17 protein-coding genes are annotated in these 17,406 nt (G+C 39.0%); 12 read left to right on the top strand and 5 right to left on the bottom strand.

What is annotated here, in order from left to right:
- Positions 1 to 63: 63 nt before the first annotated feature.
- Positions 64 to 1,410 (bottom strand): NADP-specific glutamate dehydrogenase, encoded by a 1,347-nt coding sequence (gene gdhA / locus HMPREF2805_RS05285; protein WP_075231692.1) that lies wholly within the window; start codon positions 1,408 to 1,410, stop codon positions 64 to 66.
- A gap of 229 nt (positions 1,411 to 1,639) precedes the next feature.
- Between gdhA and HMPREF2805_RS05280 the strand changes: the two genes are divergently transcribed.
- From HMPREF2805_RS05280 to HMPREF2805_RS05255, 6 genes are all read left to right on the top strand, one after another.
- A complete protein-coding gene (locus HMPREF2805_RS05280; RefSeq protein WP_075231691.1) occupies positions 1,640 to 2,575 on the top strand; it encodes a dihydroorotate oxidase in 936 nt (311 codons plus the stop codon).
- A 33-nt stretch (positions 2,576 to 2,608) separates the two neighbouring features.
- Positions 2,609 to 3,646, top strand: coding sequence for a DNA polymerase III subunit delta (gene holA / locus HMPREF2805_RS05275; RefSeq protein WP_075231690.1), 1,038 nt, complete (start codon positions 2,609 to 2,611; stop codon positions 3,644 to 3,646).
- A 69-nt stretch (positions 3,647 to 3,715) separates the two neighbouring features.
- Positions 3,716 to 4,321 (top strand): superoxide dismutase SodA, encoded by a 606-nt coding sequence (gene sodA / locus HMPREF2805_RS05270; RefSeq protein ID WP_075231689.1) that lies wholly within the window; start codon positions 3,716 to 3,718, stop codon positions 4,319 to 4,321.
- A gap of 156 nt (positions 4,322 to 4,477) precedes the next feature.
- Positions 4,478 to 5,386: a LysR family transcriptional regulator gene (locus HMPREF2805_RS05265; RefSeq protein ID WP_075231688.1), complete on the top strand. Its 909-nt coding sequence runs from the start codon at positions 4,478 to 4,480 to the stop codon at positions 5,384 to 5,386.
- Positions 5,383 to 5,844 (top strand): signal peptidase II, encoded by a 462-nt coding sequence (gene lspA / locus HMPREF2805_RS05260; RefSeq protein ID WP_075231687.1) that lies wholly within the window; start codon positions 5,383 to 5,385, stop codon positions 5,842 to 5,844. The genes HMPREF2805_RS05265 and lspA overlap by 4 nt, the downstream gene beginning before the upstream one ends.
- Complete coding sequence (locus HMPREF2805_RS05255) at positions 5,834 to 6,727, top strand: RluA family pseudouridine synthase (protein ID WP_075231686.1); 894 nt, start codon at positions 5,834 to 5,836, stop codon at positions 6,725 to 6,727. The genes lspA and HMPREF2805_RS05255 overlap by 11 nt, the downstream gene beginning before the upstream one ends.
- Before the next feature lie 25 nt (positions 6,728 to 6,752).
- Here the strand turns inward: HMPREF2805_RS05255 and ffh are convergent, their stop codons facing one another.
- From ffh to HMPREF2805_RS05240, 3 genes are read right to left on the bottom strand one after another with little or no spacing between them, the layout of a single operon-like run.
- A complete protein-coding gene (gene ffh, locus HMPREF2805_RS05250) occupies positions 6,753 to 8,318 on the bottom strand; it encodes a signal recognition particle protein (RefSeq protein ID WP_075231685.1) in 1,566 nt (521 codons plus the stop codon).
- A gap of 17 nt (positions 8,319 to 8,335) precedes the next feature.
- Positions 8,336 to 8,551, bottom strand: coding sequence for a 2-oxoglutarate:acceptor oxidoreductase (locus HMPREF2805_RS05245; protein WP_075231684.1), 216 nt, complete (start codon positions 8,549 to 8,551; stop codon positions 8,336 to 8,338).
- 2 nt (positions 8,552 to 8,553) lie between these two features.
- Complete coding sequence (locus HMPREF2805_RS05240; protein ID WP_049503199.1) at positions 8,554 to 8,886, bottom strand: putative DNA-binding protein; 333 nt, start codon at positions 8,884 to 8,886, stop codon at positions 8,554 to 8,556.
- 153 nt (positions 8,887 to 9,039) lie between these two features.
- Here HMPREF2805_RS05240 and rnc point away from each other — a divergent pair, with 153 nt between their 5' ends.
- The 4 genes from rnc (at position 9,040) to HMPREF2805_RS05220 (ending at position 14,770) form a co-directional block, all read left to right on the top strand.
- Entirely contained in the window at positions 9,040 to 9,738 is a 699-nt protein-coding gene (gene rnc / locus HMPREF2805_RS05235) for a ribonuclease III (RefSeq protein WP_075231683.1), read from the top strand.
- Positions 9,729 to 13,268 (top strand): chromosome segregation protein SMC, encoded by a 3,540-nt coding sequence (gene smc / locus HMPREF2805_RS05230; protein WP_075231682.1) that lies wholly within the window; start codon positions 9,729 to 9,731, stop codon positions 13,266 to 13,268. Before rnc ends, smc begins: the two co-directional genes overlap by 10 nt.
- An 88-nt stretch (positions 13,269 to 13,356) precedes the next feature.
- The gene (locus HMPREF2805_RS05225; RefSeq protein WP_075231681.1) at positions 13,357 to 14,016 is read left to right on the top strand and encodes a trimeric intracellular cation channel family protein; all 660 of its coding nucleotides are present in this window, start codon (positions 13,357 to 13,359) and stop codon (positions 14,014 to 14,016) included.
- A gap of 175 nt (positions 14,017 to 14,191) precedes the next feature.
- On the top strand, positions 14,192 to 14,770 hold the full coding sequence (locus HMPREF2805_RS05220; RefSeq protein ID WP_075231680.1) for an HD domain-containing protein: 579 nt from the start codon (positions 14,192 to 14,194) through the stop codon (positions 14,768 to 14,770).
- Positions 14,771 to 14,995: 225 nt separating this feature from the next.
- Here HMPREF2805_RS05220 and HMPREF2805_RS05215 read toward each other — a convergent pair whose 3' ends face one another.
- Positions 14,996 to 15,463, bottom strand: coding sequence for an 8-oxo-dGTP diphosphatase (locus HMPREF2805_RS05215; RefSeq protein ID WP_000136624.1), 468 nt, complete (start codon positions 15,461 to 15,463; stop codon positions 14,996 to 14,998).
- Between the two features lie 332 nt (positions 15,464 to 15,795).
- Between HMPREF2805_RS05215 and HMPREF2805_RS05210 the strand changes: the two genes are divergently transcribed.
- A complete protein-coding gene (locus HMPREF2805_RS05210; RefSeq protein WP_075231679.1) occupies positions 15,796 to 16,587 on the top strand; it encodes a Cof-type HAD-IIB family hydrolase in 792 nt (263 codons plus the stop codon).
- Complete coding sequence (locus tag HMPREF2805_RS05205; protein ID WP_075231678.1) at positions 16,587 to 17,405, top strand: Cof-type HAD-IIB family hydrolase; 819 nt, start codon at positions 16,587 to 16,589, stop codon at positions 17,403 to 17,405. Before HMPREF2805_RS05210 ends, HMPREF2805_RS05205 begins: the two co-directional genes overlap by 1 nt.
- Position 17,406 lies beyond the last annotated feature (1 nt).

Here is a 17,406-nt window from a genome sequence, read left to right as displayed (position 1 = left end):
GTCTTTTTTATTGTATAAGAAAAAACTCCTCACAGGAGTGAGGAGTTAAGTAGTTACTTGAAATTAAACAATCCCTTGTGCAATCATAGCGTTTGCTACGTTTTCAAAGGCTGCAATGTTTGCACCTGCAAGGTAGTCAGTACCAAGACCGTATGTTTCTGCAGTTGTTTCAGCTGTGTTGAAGATGTTAGTCATAATATCTTTTAAGCGACCGTCAACTTCTTCACGTGTCCATGAAAGACGAAGGCTGTTTTGGCTCATTTCAAGAGCAGATACAGCTACACCACCAGCATTGGCAGCTTTAGCAGGTCCGTAAAGGATTCCGTTTTCCTTGTAGACTTTGATAGCTTCAAGGTCGCTAGGCATGTTAGCACCTTCAGATACACAGATAACTCCTTGAGCAACCAAGCGTTTCGCAGCTTCTCCGTTGATTTCGTTTTGAGTCGCACATGGAAGAGCGATGTCATAGTTACCAGTGTAAGTCCATACAGAACCTTCATAGTAAGTAGCAGTAGGTTTTTCTGCAGCGTATTCAGTTAAACGAGCACGACGGTTGTTTTTAACATCTGCCAAAAGGTCGAAGTCGATACCATTTTCATCAATGACATAACCATTCGAGTCAGATACAGAGATAACTGTAGCACCAAGTTCAGTTGCTTTTTGAAGGGCAAACTGAGCAACGTTACCAGAACCTGAAATAACCACTTTCTTACCTGCAAAACTGTTTCCGTTTGCTTTGAGCATTTCTTCAGTGTAGTAAACCAAACCGTAACCAGTCGCTTCTGGACGGATCAAGCTACCACCAAATCCAAGAGGTTTACCAGTCAAGACACCAGCATCAAATTGGTTGAGGCGTTTGTATTGTCCGTAAAGGTAACCAATTTCACGTCCACCGACACCGATATCACCAGCAGGTACGTCAAGAGATGGTCCGATGTATTTTTGCAATTCAGTCATGAAGCTTTGGCAGAAGCGCATCACTTCAGCATCAGTTTTGCCTTTAGGATCGAAGTCTGATCCACCTTTACCACCACCGATTGGAAGTCCAGTCAAAACGTTTTTAAAGATTTGTTCGAATCCGAGGAATTTCAAGATCCCTTGGTTTACAGTTGGGTGGAAACGAAGTCCGCCTTTATATGGTCCAACAGCTGAGTTGAATTGAACACGGTAACCACGGTTAACTTGAACTTTTCCATGACGGTCAACCCAAGGAACACGGAAAGAAATCACGCGCTCAGGTTCTGTGATACGTGCCAAGATATTTTCTTCAATATACTCAGGGTGTTTTTCAAAGACAGGCTCCAAAGTGCTGAAGAATTCTTCAACCGCCTGGAGAAATTCAGCCTCATGCCCGTTACGAGCTTTTACAGTTTCAAACACGCTTTGGATATATTCTTTAGCAGATGTCATATCGTTCTCCTTTTTGTTGTCATATTTTATTACATGAGACATTATAGCAGAAAATTTTTTCAGTGTAAAGAAAAAAACATAAATTTTCTAAAAATTCTTTCAATTTAAAATGACTGATTCAAAACATGCTAAAAAACGAACCTTTTCTATGGAAATGGTTTTATTGAAAAGCAAAAGTCAAAGTATGGTATAATAATAGACATAAAAAGGAATCTGGAGGAACAGAATCATGGTATCAACTAAAACACAGATTGCTGGTTTTGAGTTTGACAATTGCTTGATGAATGCGGCAGGAGTTGCTTGTATGACAGTTGAGGAGTTGGAAGGTGTCAAAAACTCAGCAGCAGGAACCTTTGTCACTAAAACAGCAACCTTGGAATTTCGTCAGGGAAATCCAGAACCACGTTATCAAGATGTTCCACTCGGTTCTATCAACTCTATGGGGCTACCAAATAATGGTTTAGATTATTACTTAAACTATCTTTTAGAGTTACAAGAAAAGGAACCGAACCGTACCTTCTTTTTATCATTAGTTGGAATGTCTCCAGAGGAAACTCATACCATTTTGAAAAAGGTTCAAGAGAGTGATTTTCGTGGTCTAACTGAACTCAATCTCTCATGTCCAAATGTTCCTGGTAAACCTCAGATTGCCTATGACTTTGAAACTACAGATCGTATCTTGTCAGAAGTCTTTGAGTATTTTACAAAACCATTAGGAATTAAGCTTCCACCTTATTTTGATATTGTTCATTTTGACCAGGCTGCAGCGATCTTTAACAAATATCCGCTCAAGTTTGTCAATTGTGTCAACTCTATTGGAAATGGTCTTTATATAGAAGATGAGTCAGTCGTGATTCGTCCTAAGAATGGCTTTGGTGGGATTGGTGGAGAATACATCAAACCAACAGCCCTTGCTAATGTCCATGCTTTTTATCAACGCTTGAATCCAGAAATTCAGATCATCGGAACTGGTGGAGTATTAACAGGACGTGATGCCTTTGAACATATCCTATGTGGTGCCAGTATGGTGCAAGTAGGAACTACCCTTCATAAAGAAGGAGTAGCTGCTTTTGAGCGTATTACCAAGGAACTCAAAGAAATCATGGCGGAAAAAGGTTATGAAAGCCTTGAAGATTTCCGTGGTAAATTGAATTATATTGATTAGAGAAATGAATTTATCGAATAGAAAGGAGAGAAGATGCTAGCTATAGAAGAAAGCCAAAAGCTATCTTTATCAAACTTACCTAGTTTGACCTTGTTTACAGGCGTTGATCAAGGACAGTATGAAGTCATGAAAACTCAGGTGCTAAAGCAAATCGGCTACGATTCTGCTGATTTGAACTTTGCTTATTTTGATATGAAAGAAGTAGACTACAAAAGCTTGGAACTAGAGCTGGTCAGTCTTCCTTTCTTTGCGGATGAAAAAATTGTCATTCTAGATCATTTTGTGGATATAACCACTGCAAAAAAACGTTATCTAACTGATGATGAACTCAAGTCTTTTGAAGAATACTTAGAAAATCCATCGCCTACCAGCAAATTAGTGATTTTCGTAGAAGGTAAGTTAGATAGTAAGAGACGGTTGGTCAAATTACTCAAGAGAGATGCAACTGTGTTTGAGGCTCTTGAACCTAAAGAGCAAGAGTTGCGAGCTTATTTTCAAAAGTGGTCTCAGGAACAAGGACTTTCCTTTGATGGAAAATCCTTCGAACAGTTGCTTATCAAATCAGGTTTTCAATTCAGTGAAATTCAGAAAAACCTACTCTTCTTACAGTCTTATAAGGATGATGACCGTATTTCCGAAGAAGACATTGTTGAAGCTATACCAAAGACTTTGCAGGATAATATCTTTGACTTAACTCAGCTTATCCTCGCTAAAAAGATTGATCAGGCGCGAGATTTGGTAAAAGATTTGACCTTGCAGGGTGAAGACGAGATCAAACTGATTGCCATTATGCTGGGGCAGTTTAGACTCTATACACAAGTCAAGATTTTGGCAGAGTCAGGTCAGACGGAGTCCCAGATGGTTAGCAGTTTAGGGCACTATCTAGGTCGTAATCCTAATCCCTATCAAATCAAGTTTGCCCTTCGAGATACGCGAGGCTTATCCTTGAATTTCTTGCAAGATTCTATTCGCTATCTGATCCAAACAGACTATCAAATTAAGACAGGAGTTTATGAAAAAAGCTACCTATTTGAGAAGGCCTTATTACAGATTGCAAGTCAGTCAAATTGAGCAAATAACTTGAAAAAACGAGATGTTTACGTTATCATTTTTATATAGAAAGAAAAAGAGGTATTACAGATGGCTATTATCTTACCAGATCTTCCATACGCATACGACGCTTTGGAACCATACATCGATGCTGAAACAATGCATTTGCACCATGACAAACACCACCAAGCATATGTAAATAACGCTAATGCAGCTCTTGAAAAACACCCTGAAATCGGTGAAGACCTTGAAGCATTGCTTGCTGACGTAGAATCTATTCCAGCTGATATCCGTCAAGCGCTTATCAACAATGGTGGTGGACACTTGAACCACGCTCTTTTCTGGGAATTGATGACTCCTGAAAAAACAGCTCCTTCAGCAGAACTTGTAGCAGCAATTGATGCAACATTCGGTTCATTCGAAGAATTCCAAGTAGCCTTCACTGCAGCAGCAACAACTCGTTTTGGTTCTGGATGGGCTTGGTTGGTTGTTAACAAAGAAGGTAAGCTTGAAGTGACTTCAACTGCAAACCAAGACACACCTATCTCAGAAGGTAAAAAACCAATCTTGGGCTTGGATGTTTGGGAACATGCTTACTACGTGAAATACCGCAACGTTCGTCCTGACTACATCAAAGCTTTCTTCTCAGTTATCAACTGGAATAAAGTAGACGAACTCTACGCAGCAGCTAAATAATCGCATTTGATAACACCCCTTTTTAGTTGGATTTTGGGTCTAGCTTTAAAGGTGTTTTTTGTTTACTTTGCTAAGAAGTCTAGGACACATAATTTTCCTTTGTTGGATAGGCTTTATTTATGGTATAATGATAAGATAGAAAACGAAGGAGAAATCATGAATATTCAACAATTACGCTACGTTGTTGCTATTGCAAATAGTGGTACTTTTCGTGAAGCGGCTGAGAAGATGTACGTTAGCCAACCCAGTCTATCTATTTCTGTAAGAGACTTGGAAAAAGAGCTTGGCTTCAAGATTTTTCGTAGAACCAGTTCAGGAACTTTTCTTACACGTCGTGGGATGGAATTTTATGAAAAGGCACAAGAGTTGGTTAAGGGATTTGATGTTTTCCAGAACCAGTATGCTAATCCTGAAGAGGAGAAAGATGAGTTTTCAATAGCCAGCCAGCACTATGATTTCTTGCCACCAACCATTACAGCTTTTTCGCAACAATATCCTGACTATAAGAATTTTCGTATTTTTGAATCTACAACTGTTCAGATTTTGGACGAAGTAGCCCAAGGACATAGTGAGATTGGGATTATTTACCTCAACAATCAAAACCAAAAAGGTATCATGCAGCGGATTGAAAAATTAGGTCTTGAAGTAATTGAGTTGATCTCTTTCCAAACGCACATTTATCTACGTGAAGGTCACCCCTTAGCTAAGAAAAAAGAGTTGGTTATGGAGGATTTGGCAGATTTACCAACGGTTCGATTCACGCAAGAAAAGGATGAGTATCTTTATTACTCAGAGAACTTTGTTGATACAAGTGCGAGCTCTCAAATGTTTAACGTAACAGACCGTGCTACTTTAAATGGGATTCTTGAAAGAACAAATGCTTATGCGACTGGTTCTGGATTCTTGGATAGCGATAGTGTCAACGGAATTACGGTTATTCCATTAGATGATAATCTCAATAATCGTATGGTTTATGTGAAACGTGAGGAAGTAGACTTGAGTCAAGCAGGGACTTTATTTGTAGAGGTCATGCAAGAGTATTTTGATCAGAAGAGGAAAGCATGAAAAAAAGAGGAATAGTAGCAGGGATTATAGCAGCCTTGATTGTCTTAGATCAATTGGTAAAGTCTTATGTCGTTCAGAATATTGCTCTTGGTGAAATCAAATCATGGATCCCAAATCTAGTTAGTTTAACCTATCTGCAAAATAGGGGGGCAGCTTTTTCTATGCTTCAAGATCAACAGTGGTTTTTTGCGGTGATTACTCTAGTAGTTATGGCAGGGGCTATCTGGTATTTGCACAAGCATATAGAAGATTCCGTCTGGACGGTACTTGGTTTAATGTTGATTATTGCAGGTGGTCTGGGAAACTTTATCGATCGTGTTAGTCAAGGATTTGTCGTGGACATGTTTCACTTAGACTTTATCAATTTTGCGATTTTCAATGTGGCTGATAGTTATCTGACAGTAGGGGTCGTTTTGTTATTGCTTGCAATGCTAAAAGAGGAAATGAATGGAAATTAAAGTTGAAAGAGGCGGAGTACGTTTAGACAAGGCTTTGTCAGATCTGACAGAATTGTCGCGAAGTCTTGCTAACGAACAAATCAAGTTAGGTCAAGTCTTGGTCAACGGCCAGTTTAAGAAAGCCAAGTATACGGTCCAAGAGGGGGATGTCATCACCTATCAAGTTCCCGAACCAGAGGTTTTGGAGTATGTAGCTGAAGATATTCCTTTAGAAATTATTTACCAAGATGAGGACGTAGCAGTAGTTAATAAACCTCAAGGGATGGTCGTTCATCCAAGTGCTGGTCATACCAGTGGTACCTTGGTGAATGCTCTTATGTATCATATCAAGGATCTTTCTGGTATCAATGGTGTGCTGCGTCCAGGGATTGTTCACCGTATCGATAAGGATACATCTGGACTTCTCATGATTGCTAAAAATGATGAAGCTCACATGGCCCTGGCTCAAGAATTGAAAGACAAGAAATCTCTCCGAAAATATTGGGCTATTGTTCATGGTAATCTTCCAAATGACCGAGGTGTCATTGAGGCGCCGATTGGACGTAGCGAAAAAGACCGTAAGAAACAAGCTGTTACTGCCAAAGGGAAAGCAGCAGTGACACGTTTCCAAGTCTTAGAACGCTTTGGTGATTATACTTTGCTAGAATTGCAACTGGAAACAGGACGAACTCATCAGATCCGTGTGCACATGGCTTATATCGGTCATCCTGTCGCTGGTGATGAGGTATACGGTCCTCGTAAAACCCTAAAGGGACATGGGCAATTTCTCCATGCAAAGACGCTAGGATTTACCCATCCAAGAACTGGTGAAACTATGGAATTTACTGCTGATATTCCAGAAATATTCAAGCAAACCTTGGAGAAACTTAGAAAAGAACAATAAAAAAAGGACTCAATTGAGTCCTTTTTTATTTGCGTTTTTTCTTAGCTTTTTTCATTTTGTTGGCCATGCGTTTCATGGATTGCTTCATAGCAAATTCACCGATTTTACCCTTGAGACCTCCACCAAGCATCTGGCTCATATCAGGCATTCCGGCTCCTCCAAGAGCAGACATATCCGGCATACCACCTTGTCCCATCATACCTTCAAGGGCTGACATATCCATGCCACCAGGCATGTTTTTAGGAAGGTTGTTAGGGTTGATGCCCATTTGCTTCATCATCTTGTTCATGTCACCAGACATGACACCTTGCATGAGTTGTTTGGCTTGGTTAAAGTCTTTGATGAACTTGTTGACATCGATAAAGGTATTACCAGAACCAGCTGCAATACGACGACGACGGCTTGGAGTGAGCAAATCTGGATTTTCACGTTCTTCAGGAGTCATAGATGAGACGATAGCACGTTTGCGAGCGATTTGTTTTTCATCCACCTTCATATTTTGAAGGGCAGGATTGTTGGCCATACCAGGAATCATCTTGAGCAAATCTTCCATTGGCCCCATATTTTGCACTTGATCCAACTGATCGATGAAATCGTTGAAATCAAAAGTGTTTTCCCGCATCTTTTCAGCCATTTCAAGGGCTTTTTGCTCATCGTATTCTTGGGAAGCTTTCTCAATCAGAGTCAGCATATCTCCCATACCGAGAATACGGCTGGCCATGCGGTCAGGGTGGAAGGTTTCAATATCAGTAATCTTTTCACCAGTACCAGTGAATTTGATAGGTTTTCCAGTGATGTGACGAACAGAAAGGGCAGCACCACCACGAGTGTCCCCGTCAATCTTGGTAAGGATGACACCGGTAACTTCTAATTGAGCGTTAAATTCTCGCGCAACGTTAGCAGCTTCTTGACCGATCATAGCATCGATGACGAGAAGGATTTCATTTGGTTGAGCAAGAGCTTTAACATCACGAAGCTCATTCATGAGAAGCTCGTCGATTTGTAAACGACCAGCCGTATCAATCAAGACATAGTCGTTATGGTTGGCTTTAGCTTGCTCCAAACCTTGGCGAACAATCTCCACTGCAGGAACTTCAGTTCCAAGAGCAAAGACAGGAACATCAATTTGTTGTCCTAGTGTTTTAAGCTGGTCAATAGCTGCAGGACGATAGATGTCGGCCGCAATCATCAAAGGACGAGCATCCTCTTCCTTTTTGAGTTTATTGGCAAGTTTACCTGCAAAAGTTGTTTTACCAGCCCCTTGCAAACCGACCATCATGATAATAGTTGGGATTTTTGGTGACTTGATAATCTCAGCAGTGTCTGAGCCAAGAACTTCTGTCAATTCTTCATTGACAATCTTGATGATTTGTTGAGCTGGATTGAGGGTATCAATGACTTCATGCCCAATGGCACGTTCACGAACCTTCTTGATAAAGTCTTTGACAACAGGTAAAGCAACGTCGGCTTCTAAAAGAGCCAGACGAATTTCTTTGGTTGCTTCTTGGATATCACTTTCTGTGATTTTTCCTTTTTTACGTAGGTTTTTAAAGACGTTCTGCAAACGTTCTGTTAAATTTTCAAATGCCATTATTTTCTCCTATTTTTTCAATTCAGTGGAAATCGTCCGAAATGTTGCAAACACTCTAGTTCTTCGGGTGTGACTTCTTTCATGATTTCAGTTGGATAACCCCAACAGCTAAAACCTTCTTTAAGGGCTTGAGGAATAGAATCAGGTGAGAGAATTTGTAGTCTTGTAGGAAATGGTTCCTCTGCAGCTAATAGTTTGCAAGGTATTCCTTTATAGACAACAAGATTTTCCATGATTACTCCCTATTATCAATACTGGTCAAAATCTCAATTTGCTCTTGTAGAAAACTGTCTTCTGGGTAGCGCTCCAAAATCTGGTCAAAAATCTGACCGCGAACAATGTAGTCAGAGTACATATGGAGCTTCATCTCATAGTCTTCCAGAATCTTTTCAGTTCGTTTGATATTATCATAAACGGCCTGGCGACTGACACCGAATTCTTCAGCGATTTCAGCTAAACTATAGTCGTCTGCATAGTAGAGTTCGATATAGTTCATCTGCTTATCGGTCAAAAGGGCTGCATAAAATTCAAACAGAGCATTCATTCGATTGGTTTTTTCAATTTCCATAAGATTTATTATACCAAAAAAAAGCCCAATCCGCTAGCTGGGGGCTGATTTTAGCTAGAAGTTAGAAAATGAGCTTTTCACTGTTCTTTTCTGACTATGAAGCCTTTTTTTGATATAATGGATAGGATTATAATGATTTAGAAAGAGGTAGTCATGAAAGAATTAGAATCCGTGTTACAAGAACGTTTTGATCTTGTTTTTTCAGATAAACAATTACTCGAAACAGCTTTTACCCACACTAGTTACGCCAATGAGCACCGCCTCTTAAAAATTTCACACAATGAACGCTTGGAATTTTTAGGAGACGCTGTTCTGCAATTATTGATTTCAGAATATCTGTTTAAAAAATACCCTAAAAAACCAGAAGGGGACTTGTCAAAACTCCGTGCTATGATTGTCCGTGAGGAGAGTTTGGCTGGTTTTGCCCGTGATTGTCAGTTTGATCAGTTTATCAAGCTTGGTAAGGGGGAGGAAAAGTCTGGTGGTCGTAACCGAGACACGATCTTGGGCGATGCTTTTGAAGCCTTTTTGGGTGCTCTGCTTTTAGACAAGGATATAAAGACTGTAAAAACCTTTATCTACCAAGTCATGATTCCTAAGGTTGAAGCTGGCGATTTTGAGATGATCAAGGATTATAAGACTCACCTTCAAGAATTGCTCCAAGTTAATGGAGATGTTGATATTCGTTATCAGGTGATTTCAGAGATTGGGCCAGCCCATGATAAGATGTTTGAGGTTGAAGTCCTTGTTGAGGGGCAAAGTCTAGGTTCTGGTAAAGGACGCTCTAAAAAATTGGCCGAGCAGGAAGCCGCTAAAAATGCAGTTGAGAAAGGGCTGGATTCATGTATTTAAAAAAAATTGAAATCCAAGGCTTTAAGTCCTTTGCTGATAAGACCAAAGTTCTTTTTGACCAAGGGGTGACGGCGGTTGTAGGACCAAATGGATCTGGGAAATCAAATATTACTGAAAGCCTCCGTTGGGCACTAGGTGAATCTAGTGTGAAAAGTCTGCGTGGCGGGAAGATGCCTGATGTCATCTTTGCAGGAACGGAAAGTCGGAAGCCTCTAAACTACGCTTCTGTTATTGTTACTTTGGATAACCAAGATGGCTTTATCAAGGATGCAGGCCAGGAAATCAAAGTTGAACGTCATATCTATCGTACTGGAGATAGTGAATACAAGATTGATGGTAAAAAAGTTCGTCTTCGTGATATTCATGACCTCTTCTTAGATACTGGACTTGGACGTGATTCCTTCTCTATTATTTCCCAAGGGAAAGTTGAAGAGATCTTTAACTCTAAGCCTGAGGAACGTCGGGCTATTTTTGAAGAAGCTGCCGGAGTTTTGAAGTATAAAACTCGTCGAAAAGAAACTGAAAGCAAGCTCCAACAAACTCAGGACAACTTGGATCGTTTGGAAGATATCATTTATGAGTTAGATAATCAAATCAAACCATTAGAAAAGCAAGCAGCAACAGCTCGTAAATTTATAGAATTAGACGGTCAGCGTAAAGCCATCTACTTGGATGTTTTGGTTGCACAAATTCAAGCCAATAAGGTTGAATTGGATGTAACAGAAGAAGAATTAAACCAAGTTCAGGAACTTCTGACCAGTTATTACCAAAAACGTCAAGACTTAGAAGAAGAAAACCAAACTCTCAAAAAGAAACGTCATGATTTACAAGCGGAGATGGCTAAAGATCAAACTAGTTTGATGGATTTGACTGCTCTAATCAGTGATTTGGAACGGAAATTGGCCTTGTCTAAACTGGAGACAGAGCAGGTTGCTCTCAATCAACAAGAGGCACAGGCTCGTTTGGCTAGTTTGGACGAAAAGAGAAATGTTCTCATTCAAGAGAAGGAAGAAAAAGAAATAAATCTCAGTCAGTTAGAAGAAAATCTATCTGTCAATACTAAGGAAGTCAATCGTTTAGAAGCTGAGTTATTAGCTTTTTCTGATGATCCAGATCAAATGATTGAGCAACTGCGTGAACGTTTCGTTGCCTTTTTACAAGAAGAAGCGGATGTCTCTAACCAGTTGACACGTATTGAAAATGACCTTGAAAATAGTCGCCAACAGACTCAAAAGCAGGAAGAACAATTAGAATCCTTGAAGGAACAATTGGTTACTGCCAAGTCTAAGGCTGCTGACCAAGAGCTTGCCCTAAAGTCTGCTAAAGAAGAAGTACAGAACTTACTCGCTGACTATCAAACCAGTGCCAAAGAAGAAGAAGCACAAAAGCAGACTTATCAAAGCCAGCAAAATCAACTCTTTGACCGATTGGATAGTCTGAAAAACAAGCAGGCCAAGGCGCAAAGTTTGGAAAACATTCTTAAAAACCATAGTAATTTCTATGCAGGTGTTAAGAGTGTTTTACAAGAGAAAAATTGTCTAGGAGGTATTGTTGGAGCTGTTAGTGAACATTTAACCTTTGATGTTCGTTATCAGACAGCACTTGAAATTGCCCTTGGTGCAAGTAGCCAACACATTATCGTTGAAGATGAACAGGCAGCAACAAAGGCCATCGATTTTCTTAAGAGAAACCGAGCTGGTCGTGCGACTTTCCTACCTTTGACAACTATTAAGGCACGTAGCATTTCTGGGCAGAATCAAGATGTGATTGCCTCAAGTCCAGGTTTTCTTGGAATGGCAGATGAATTGGTTACCTTTGATGCCAAACATGAAGCAATATTTAAAAACTTGCTAGCTACGACAGCTATCTTTGATACAGTGGAGCATGCGCGTGATGCGGCTCGTAAGGTACGCTATCAAGTTCGGATGGTAACCTTAGATGGTACTGAACTGCGTACAGGTGGTTCTTATGCTGGTGGTGCCAATCGTCAAAATAACAGTATTTTCATCAAGCCTGAATTGGAGCAGTTACAAAAAGAAATTGCTCAAGAGGAAAAGCTCCTTGGTCAGGAAGAAGAAATTCTGAAAACAGTTCAAGAAAACTTAGCTACCCTCACTCAGACTTTGGAAACTATTAAGTCTAAAGGAGAGCAAGCTCGTATAGAGGAGCAGGGCTTATATCTTGCTTATCAACAAACTTGCCAGCAAGTTGAAGAACTCGAAACACTTCTAGAACTTCAGGAAAAAGAATTAAACAATCTCAGAGGTGGAGATTGGCAAGCTGAAAAAGAAAAATGCCAAGAACGTCTTTCGCTCATTGCAACTGAAAAGCAAAAGCTGGAGTCTGAGATTGAAGAAATCAAGTCCAATAAAAATGCGATTCAAGAACGTTACCAAAGCTTGCAGGATAAACTTTCTCAAGAACGTCTGCTCAAAACAGAAATGGTAGGGCGAAAACGTTACGAAGTTGCAGATATTGAACGGATCAATAAAGAACTTGAGAACCTCAATATCGAACAAGAAGAAATTGAACGGCTTCTCCAAGAAAAGGTAGACAATCTTGAAAAAGTTGATACAGAACTTTTGGCCAAGCAGGAAGCAGAAGCCAAGAGTCAGAAGGAAGAAATTCAACAAGGATTGATTCGTAAGCAGTTTGAACTAGATGATATTGAAGGTCAATTGGATGATATAGCCAGTCATTTAGAACAAGCTCGCGAGCAAAATGAAGAATGGATTCGTAAGCAAACACGTGCAGAAGCAACTAAAGAGAAGATTACGGACCGCCTTCGCTATCTTCAAGGTCAACTGACTGAAGAATACCAGATTAGTTATACTGAAGCATTAGAACAAGCCAACCAATTGGAAGACTTGGCTGTCGCTGAACAAAAGGTCAAGGATTTGGAAAAATCCATTCGTTCACTTGGTCCGGTTAACTTGGATGCCATTGAACAGTTTGACGAAGTTCACGAACGGTTGGAATTCTTAAATAGTCAGCGTGATGACATTCTTTCTGCCAAAAATCTTCTTCTTGAAACCATTACAGAGATGAACGATGAAGTGAAGGAACGATTTAAATCAACCTTTGAAGCAATTCGTGAATCCTTCAAAGTGACCTTCAAGCAGATGTTTGGTGGTGGTCAAGCGGACCTAATCCTGACCGAGGGAGATTTATTGACAGCAGGTGTTGAAATCTCTGTTCAACCGCCAGGTAAGAAAATCCAATCTCTCAACCTCATGAGTGGTGGAGAGAAGGCCTTGTCAGCTCTTGCTTTGCTCTTCTCAATCATTCGTGTCAAGACCATTCCATTTGTTATTTTGGATGAAGTAGAGGCTGCACTCGATGAAGCTAACGTTAAACGCTTTGGGGATTATCTTAACCGTTTTGACAAGGATAGTCAGTTTATCGTTGTTACCCACCGTAAGGGAACCATGGCAGCAGCAGACTCTATTTATGGGGTAACCATGCAAGAATCTGGTGTTTCTAAGATTGTCTCTGTTAAACTAAAAGATTTAGAAAATATGGATGCTTAGTTTGTTTTCGATACAACATTTCAAGCTAAAGTATTTAGAATGACCTTCAAGAAGTCGGAGGGTTACAAAAATAAATTGAGGAGCTTATATGGATTTCGATCTATTCCTAATGATCTGTAATTATATTGGGACTATAGCCTTTGCTGCTTCAGGCGCTATCAAAGGATTTGGTAAACGATTAGATATTTTTGGAATTAGTTTATTGGCAATTGTAACAGCAGTAGGCGGGGGTATTTTAAGAGATTCTATTATCAGTCGTTTTCCATCCGCTCTCGCAGATCCTGGACCGATTTATGTCTCTATTCTTGTAGCTGTTATTATGTATGCCTTTGTGACATCAAAACAAGCCAATGCCAGTCAAGAAAAAAAATTCTATAAGTGGCTGAGAGAAGCTTATCTTATCTTTGATTCGATTGGCTTAATCATCTTTTCCTTGATTGGAGCTACCGCCTTAGCTGATAGTAAATTGAACTTGATGTCTGCAGGGATTTTGTCCTGTTTAACGGGAGCAGGTGGAGGTATTATCCGAGACCTCCTGATCAATGAAGTACCAAGTGTTCTAAAAGAAGACATCTATGCACTTCTATCTTTCGTAATTGGAGTTATTTATTATTGGTTGGCCTTTGTCCTTCACTTTCCAAGAATCACCGCTTTTATCATTCTCTCAATTGTCGGTTTTGTGATTCGACTCTTTATTATTAAGTTTAAGCTCTCTTTGCCAAATATGGATAAAAAGACTTGGAATTGATTGATGGTAGGAAAGTTCAATCACTCGATTGATAAATATTTTATAAATTACAAGTTTAATCAAGCGTCTAATCTCATGTGGATTAGGCGTTATTTTTTGCAAATAAGGGAAATTAATGATGTAAAGATTATTTTTTGCTAATATATTTGTAATTTCGAATTAGATAGGAGCAATAATGAGTAATTTGAAACATTCTGTTGATTTTATTAAAGAAATAGAGAAATTAAAGTCAGTGACAAGATTTAATAGAACTCTTGATGGCAGATTTGAAAATAGTGCCGAACATTCTTGGCAGGGTGCCATAGCTGCGATGGTTCTTCAAGATTATTATCCTGAAAAGTTGAAAATGGAAAAAGTTATTTCTATGTTATTGATTCATGATTTAGGTGAGATTTATGCCGGAGATACTTGGGTTTTTGATGATGAAAAAAAGGTTCATTCTCATAATAGAGAGTTAGAATCTATAGAAAAAACAATGAGCCTCCTTCCAGAAGAGAAATATTTGAATATGAAAAATTTGTGGTTGGAATTTGAAAAAGGGCAGAGTGCTGAAGCAAGATATGCAAGAGTGATCGATGCCTTGGTACCACTGATAAATCACTTAGAAGTGTCAGAATTCAATTATAATCCTGATAATATCAGTGCAGACATGGTATTAGAAAAGAAAAAGTTCATAAAAAGTGAATCAGAAGAATTATGGAAACTGACGGAAGACTTGATTCAGGAAAGTGTGGAGAAGGGCTTATATTTTTAATAACAGTTAGCCCAATAGAAGATAGAATTTTAACCGATGAATGGAAATATATATGATTAACCTTGTCACAACTGAAATCGGAATAAGGAAATTGATACAGTAAAATACAAAGGCAGCCTTGGAATAAGCTGTTTCCAAGGCTTTATAGCTATTTATAGGTAGAAGGAAAAAATTGCTAGAGTAGATGATTTTTATTAGATACCTTTGATTATACCGTAGAGAATATTAGTCAAATAAAATTGTTTTGTTTTCACTAATGCATTTCTTATTATCATCCCAATAGTTAATACTTTCAAAGCTTCCTTTTCTTAAATAAAGTGGTAGCCTTTTTCTTATTTCATCTTGCATTGGTATTTTATCAATATCTTTTAGATTCCACCATTTTGGCTCACCTTCAGCAGATGTACTTAGTTCACCAGTAAACTGAGTACATAAAAAGTCATAGAAGACAAATCTCTCATTACCAATTGAATTAGTAAAGCCTGAAATTCCTTTTAATTCAAGATTTAATGCAGTGAGTCCAGTTTCTTCCTTAAGTTCCCGTAATGCAGCTTCAAAAAAACTTTCAGGGAATTCAACTTTTCCCCCCGGTGGAATCCAGCCAGGAAAATTATCGTGCTGTCTATTAAGTAATAAAATTTCTTGATTTTTCAAAACGCAAATATTAACCCAGTTTTTGATTTTTTCAGTCATATTATTAACCTCCAACAAGTATTTTTTCATATGCAAGATTATATGTCAAGAACTATATGCTATTTATGATTGTGACAACTGTATCTCAGCCAAAGATTGATAATTTTTACGTAATAGCTGATGAACTCTCAGAATAGACTTCAATCAAGAACTTTGGAAGAAAAGAGTTGAGAGATTGGATATAAAAGAAAGTAAGCAAATCAGCCTGGCCTTTAAATTGGTCTTACGGATTAATTTTTAGAAGACAAAGACGTGTCAATTCAGCACGTCTTTTTTTACTTTTTCTATGGTATAATAGAAGGTAGATTTATTAATTGGAGTATGAAGAATTTATGATTAAATTAGTAGCAACGGATATGGACGGTACTTTTTTGGATGGTGCCGGTCAATTTGATATGGAGCGTCTGAAAAAGTTGCTCCATTCTTATCAAGAAAAAGGAATCTATTTTGCTGTAGCATCAGGTCGTGGGCTTTTGTCACTTGAAAAGCATTTTGCGGATGTTAAAGATGAGATTATTTTCATTGCTGAAAATGGGAGTCTCGTTCGTTTCCATGGAGAGGACCTCTATGAAGCAACCATGCCTCGAGATTTTTACCTATCAACATTTGAAAAACTAAAGACTTCACCTTATTTTGATGAGAAAAAGATGCTCTTGACTGGTAAAGAGGCTTGCTATGTCTTAGATACAGTAGATGAAACCTATCTTATGTTTAGTCATCATTACAATGAAAATATCAAAAAAGTAGCCAGCCTAGAAGATATTACCGATGAGATTTTCAAATTCACAACTAACTTCACTGAAGAGACAGTAGAAGCTGGAGAATCTTGGGTCAATGAACATGTTCCTGGGGTCAAGGCTATGACGACAGGCTTTGAATCCATTGACATCGTTTTAGACCATGTTGACAAGGGAGTCGCTATTGTCGAATTGGCTAAGAAATTAAATCTGGATATGGATCAAGTGATGGCTTTTGGTGATAATCTTAATGACCTGCACATGATGCAAGTTGTAGGGCACCCAGTCGCACCTGAAAATGCTCGTCCAGAGATTTTAGAACTAGCTGAAACAGTTATCGGACATCACAAAGACCAATCAGTTATCGCTTATATGGAGGGTTTGTAATGGCAGATATTAAATTAATTGCCCTAGACTTAGATGGGACTTTGCTGACGACAGACAAGAAATTGACTGATCGTACTAAGGCAACTTTAAAGGCAGCGCGTGATCAGGGAGTCAAAGTGGTACTGACAACTGGACGTCCCCTCAAGGCTATGGATTTCTTCCTTAAAGAGCTTGGAACAGACGGCCATGATGACGAGTATACTATCACCTTTAATGGTGGATTGGTTCAGAAAAATACAGGTGAAATCCTCGATAAGACAGTATTCTCTATTGATGATGTGACACGTATTTACGAGGAAACTGAAAAACTAGGCATTCCTTTAGATGCCATTTCAGAAGGTACAGTTTACCAAATCCAATCAGATCAAGAAAGTCTTTACGCCAAGTTTAACCCTGTTTTAAACTTTGTTCCAATTGACTTTGAAGATTTGTCTAGTCAAATGACCTACAACAAATGTGTGACCGCTTTTGCTCAAGAACCACTGGATGCCGCAATTGCTAATATTTCACCAGACTTGTTTAACAATTATGAAATTTTTAAATCTCGCGACATGCTTTTGGAATGGTCACCAAAGAACGTTCATAAGGCTACTGGATTAGCTAAATTGATCGACCACCTAGGAATTGACCAAAGTCAAGTGATGGCTTGTGGAGATGAGGCCAATGACCTTTCCATGATTGAATGGGCAGGACTCGGAGTTGCTATGCAAAATGCTGTGCCTGAGGTCAAGGAAGTTGCAAATGTAGTAACCCCTATGACCAATGACGAGGAAGCTGTTGCCTGGGCCATTGAAAAATATGTACTGAAGGAGAACTAAA

The organism is Streptococcus sp. HMSC034E03, assembly GCF_001811505.1.
Classification (GTDB): Bacteria; Bacillota; Bacilli; order Lactobacillales; family Streptococcaceae; genus Streptococcus.
Note: the sequence above shows the minus strand (reverse complement) of the source record. Positions and strands in the feature narration are given on the sequence as shown.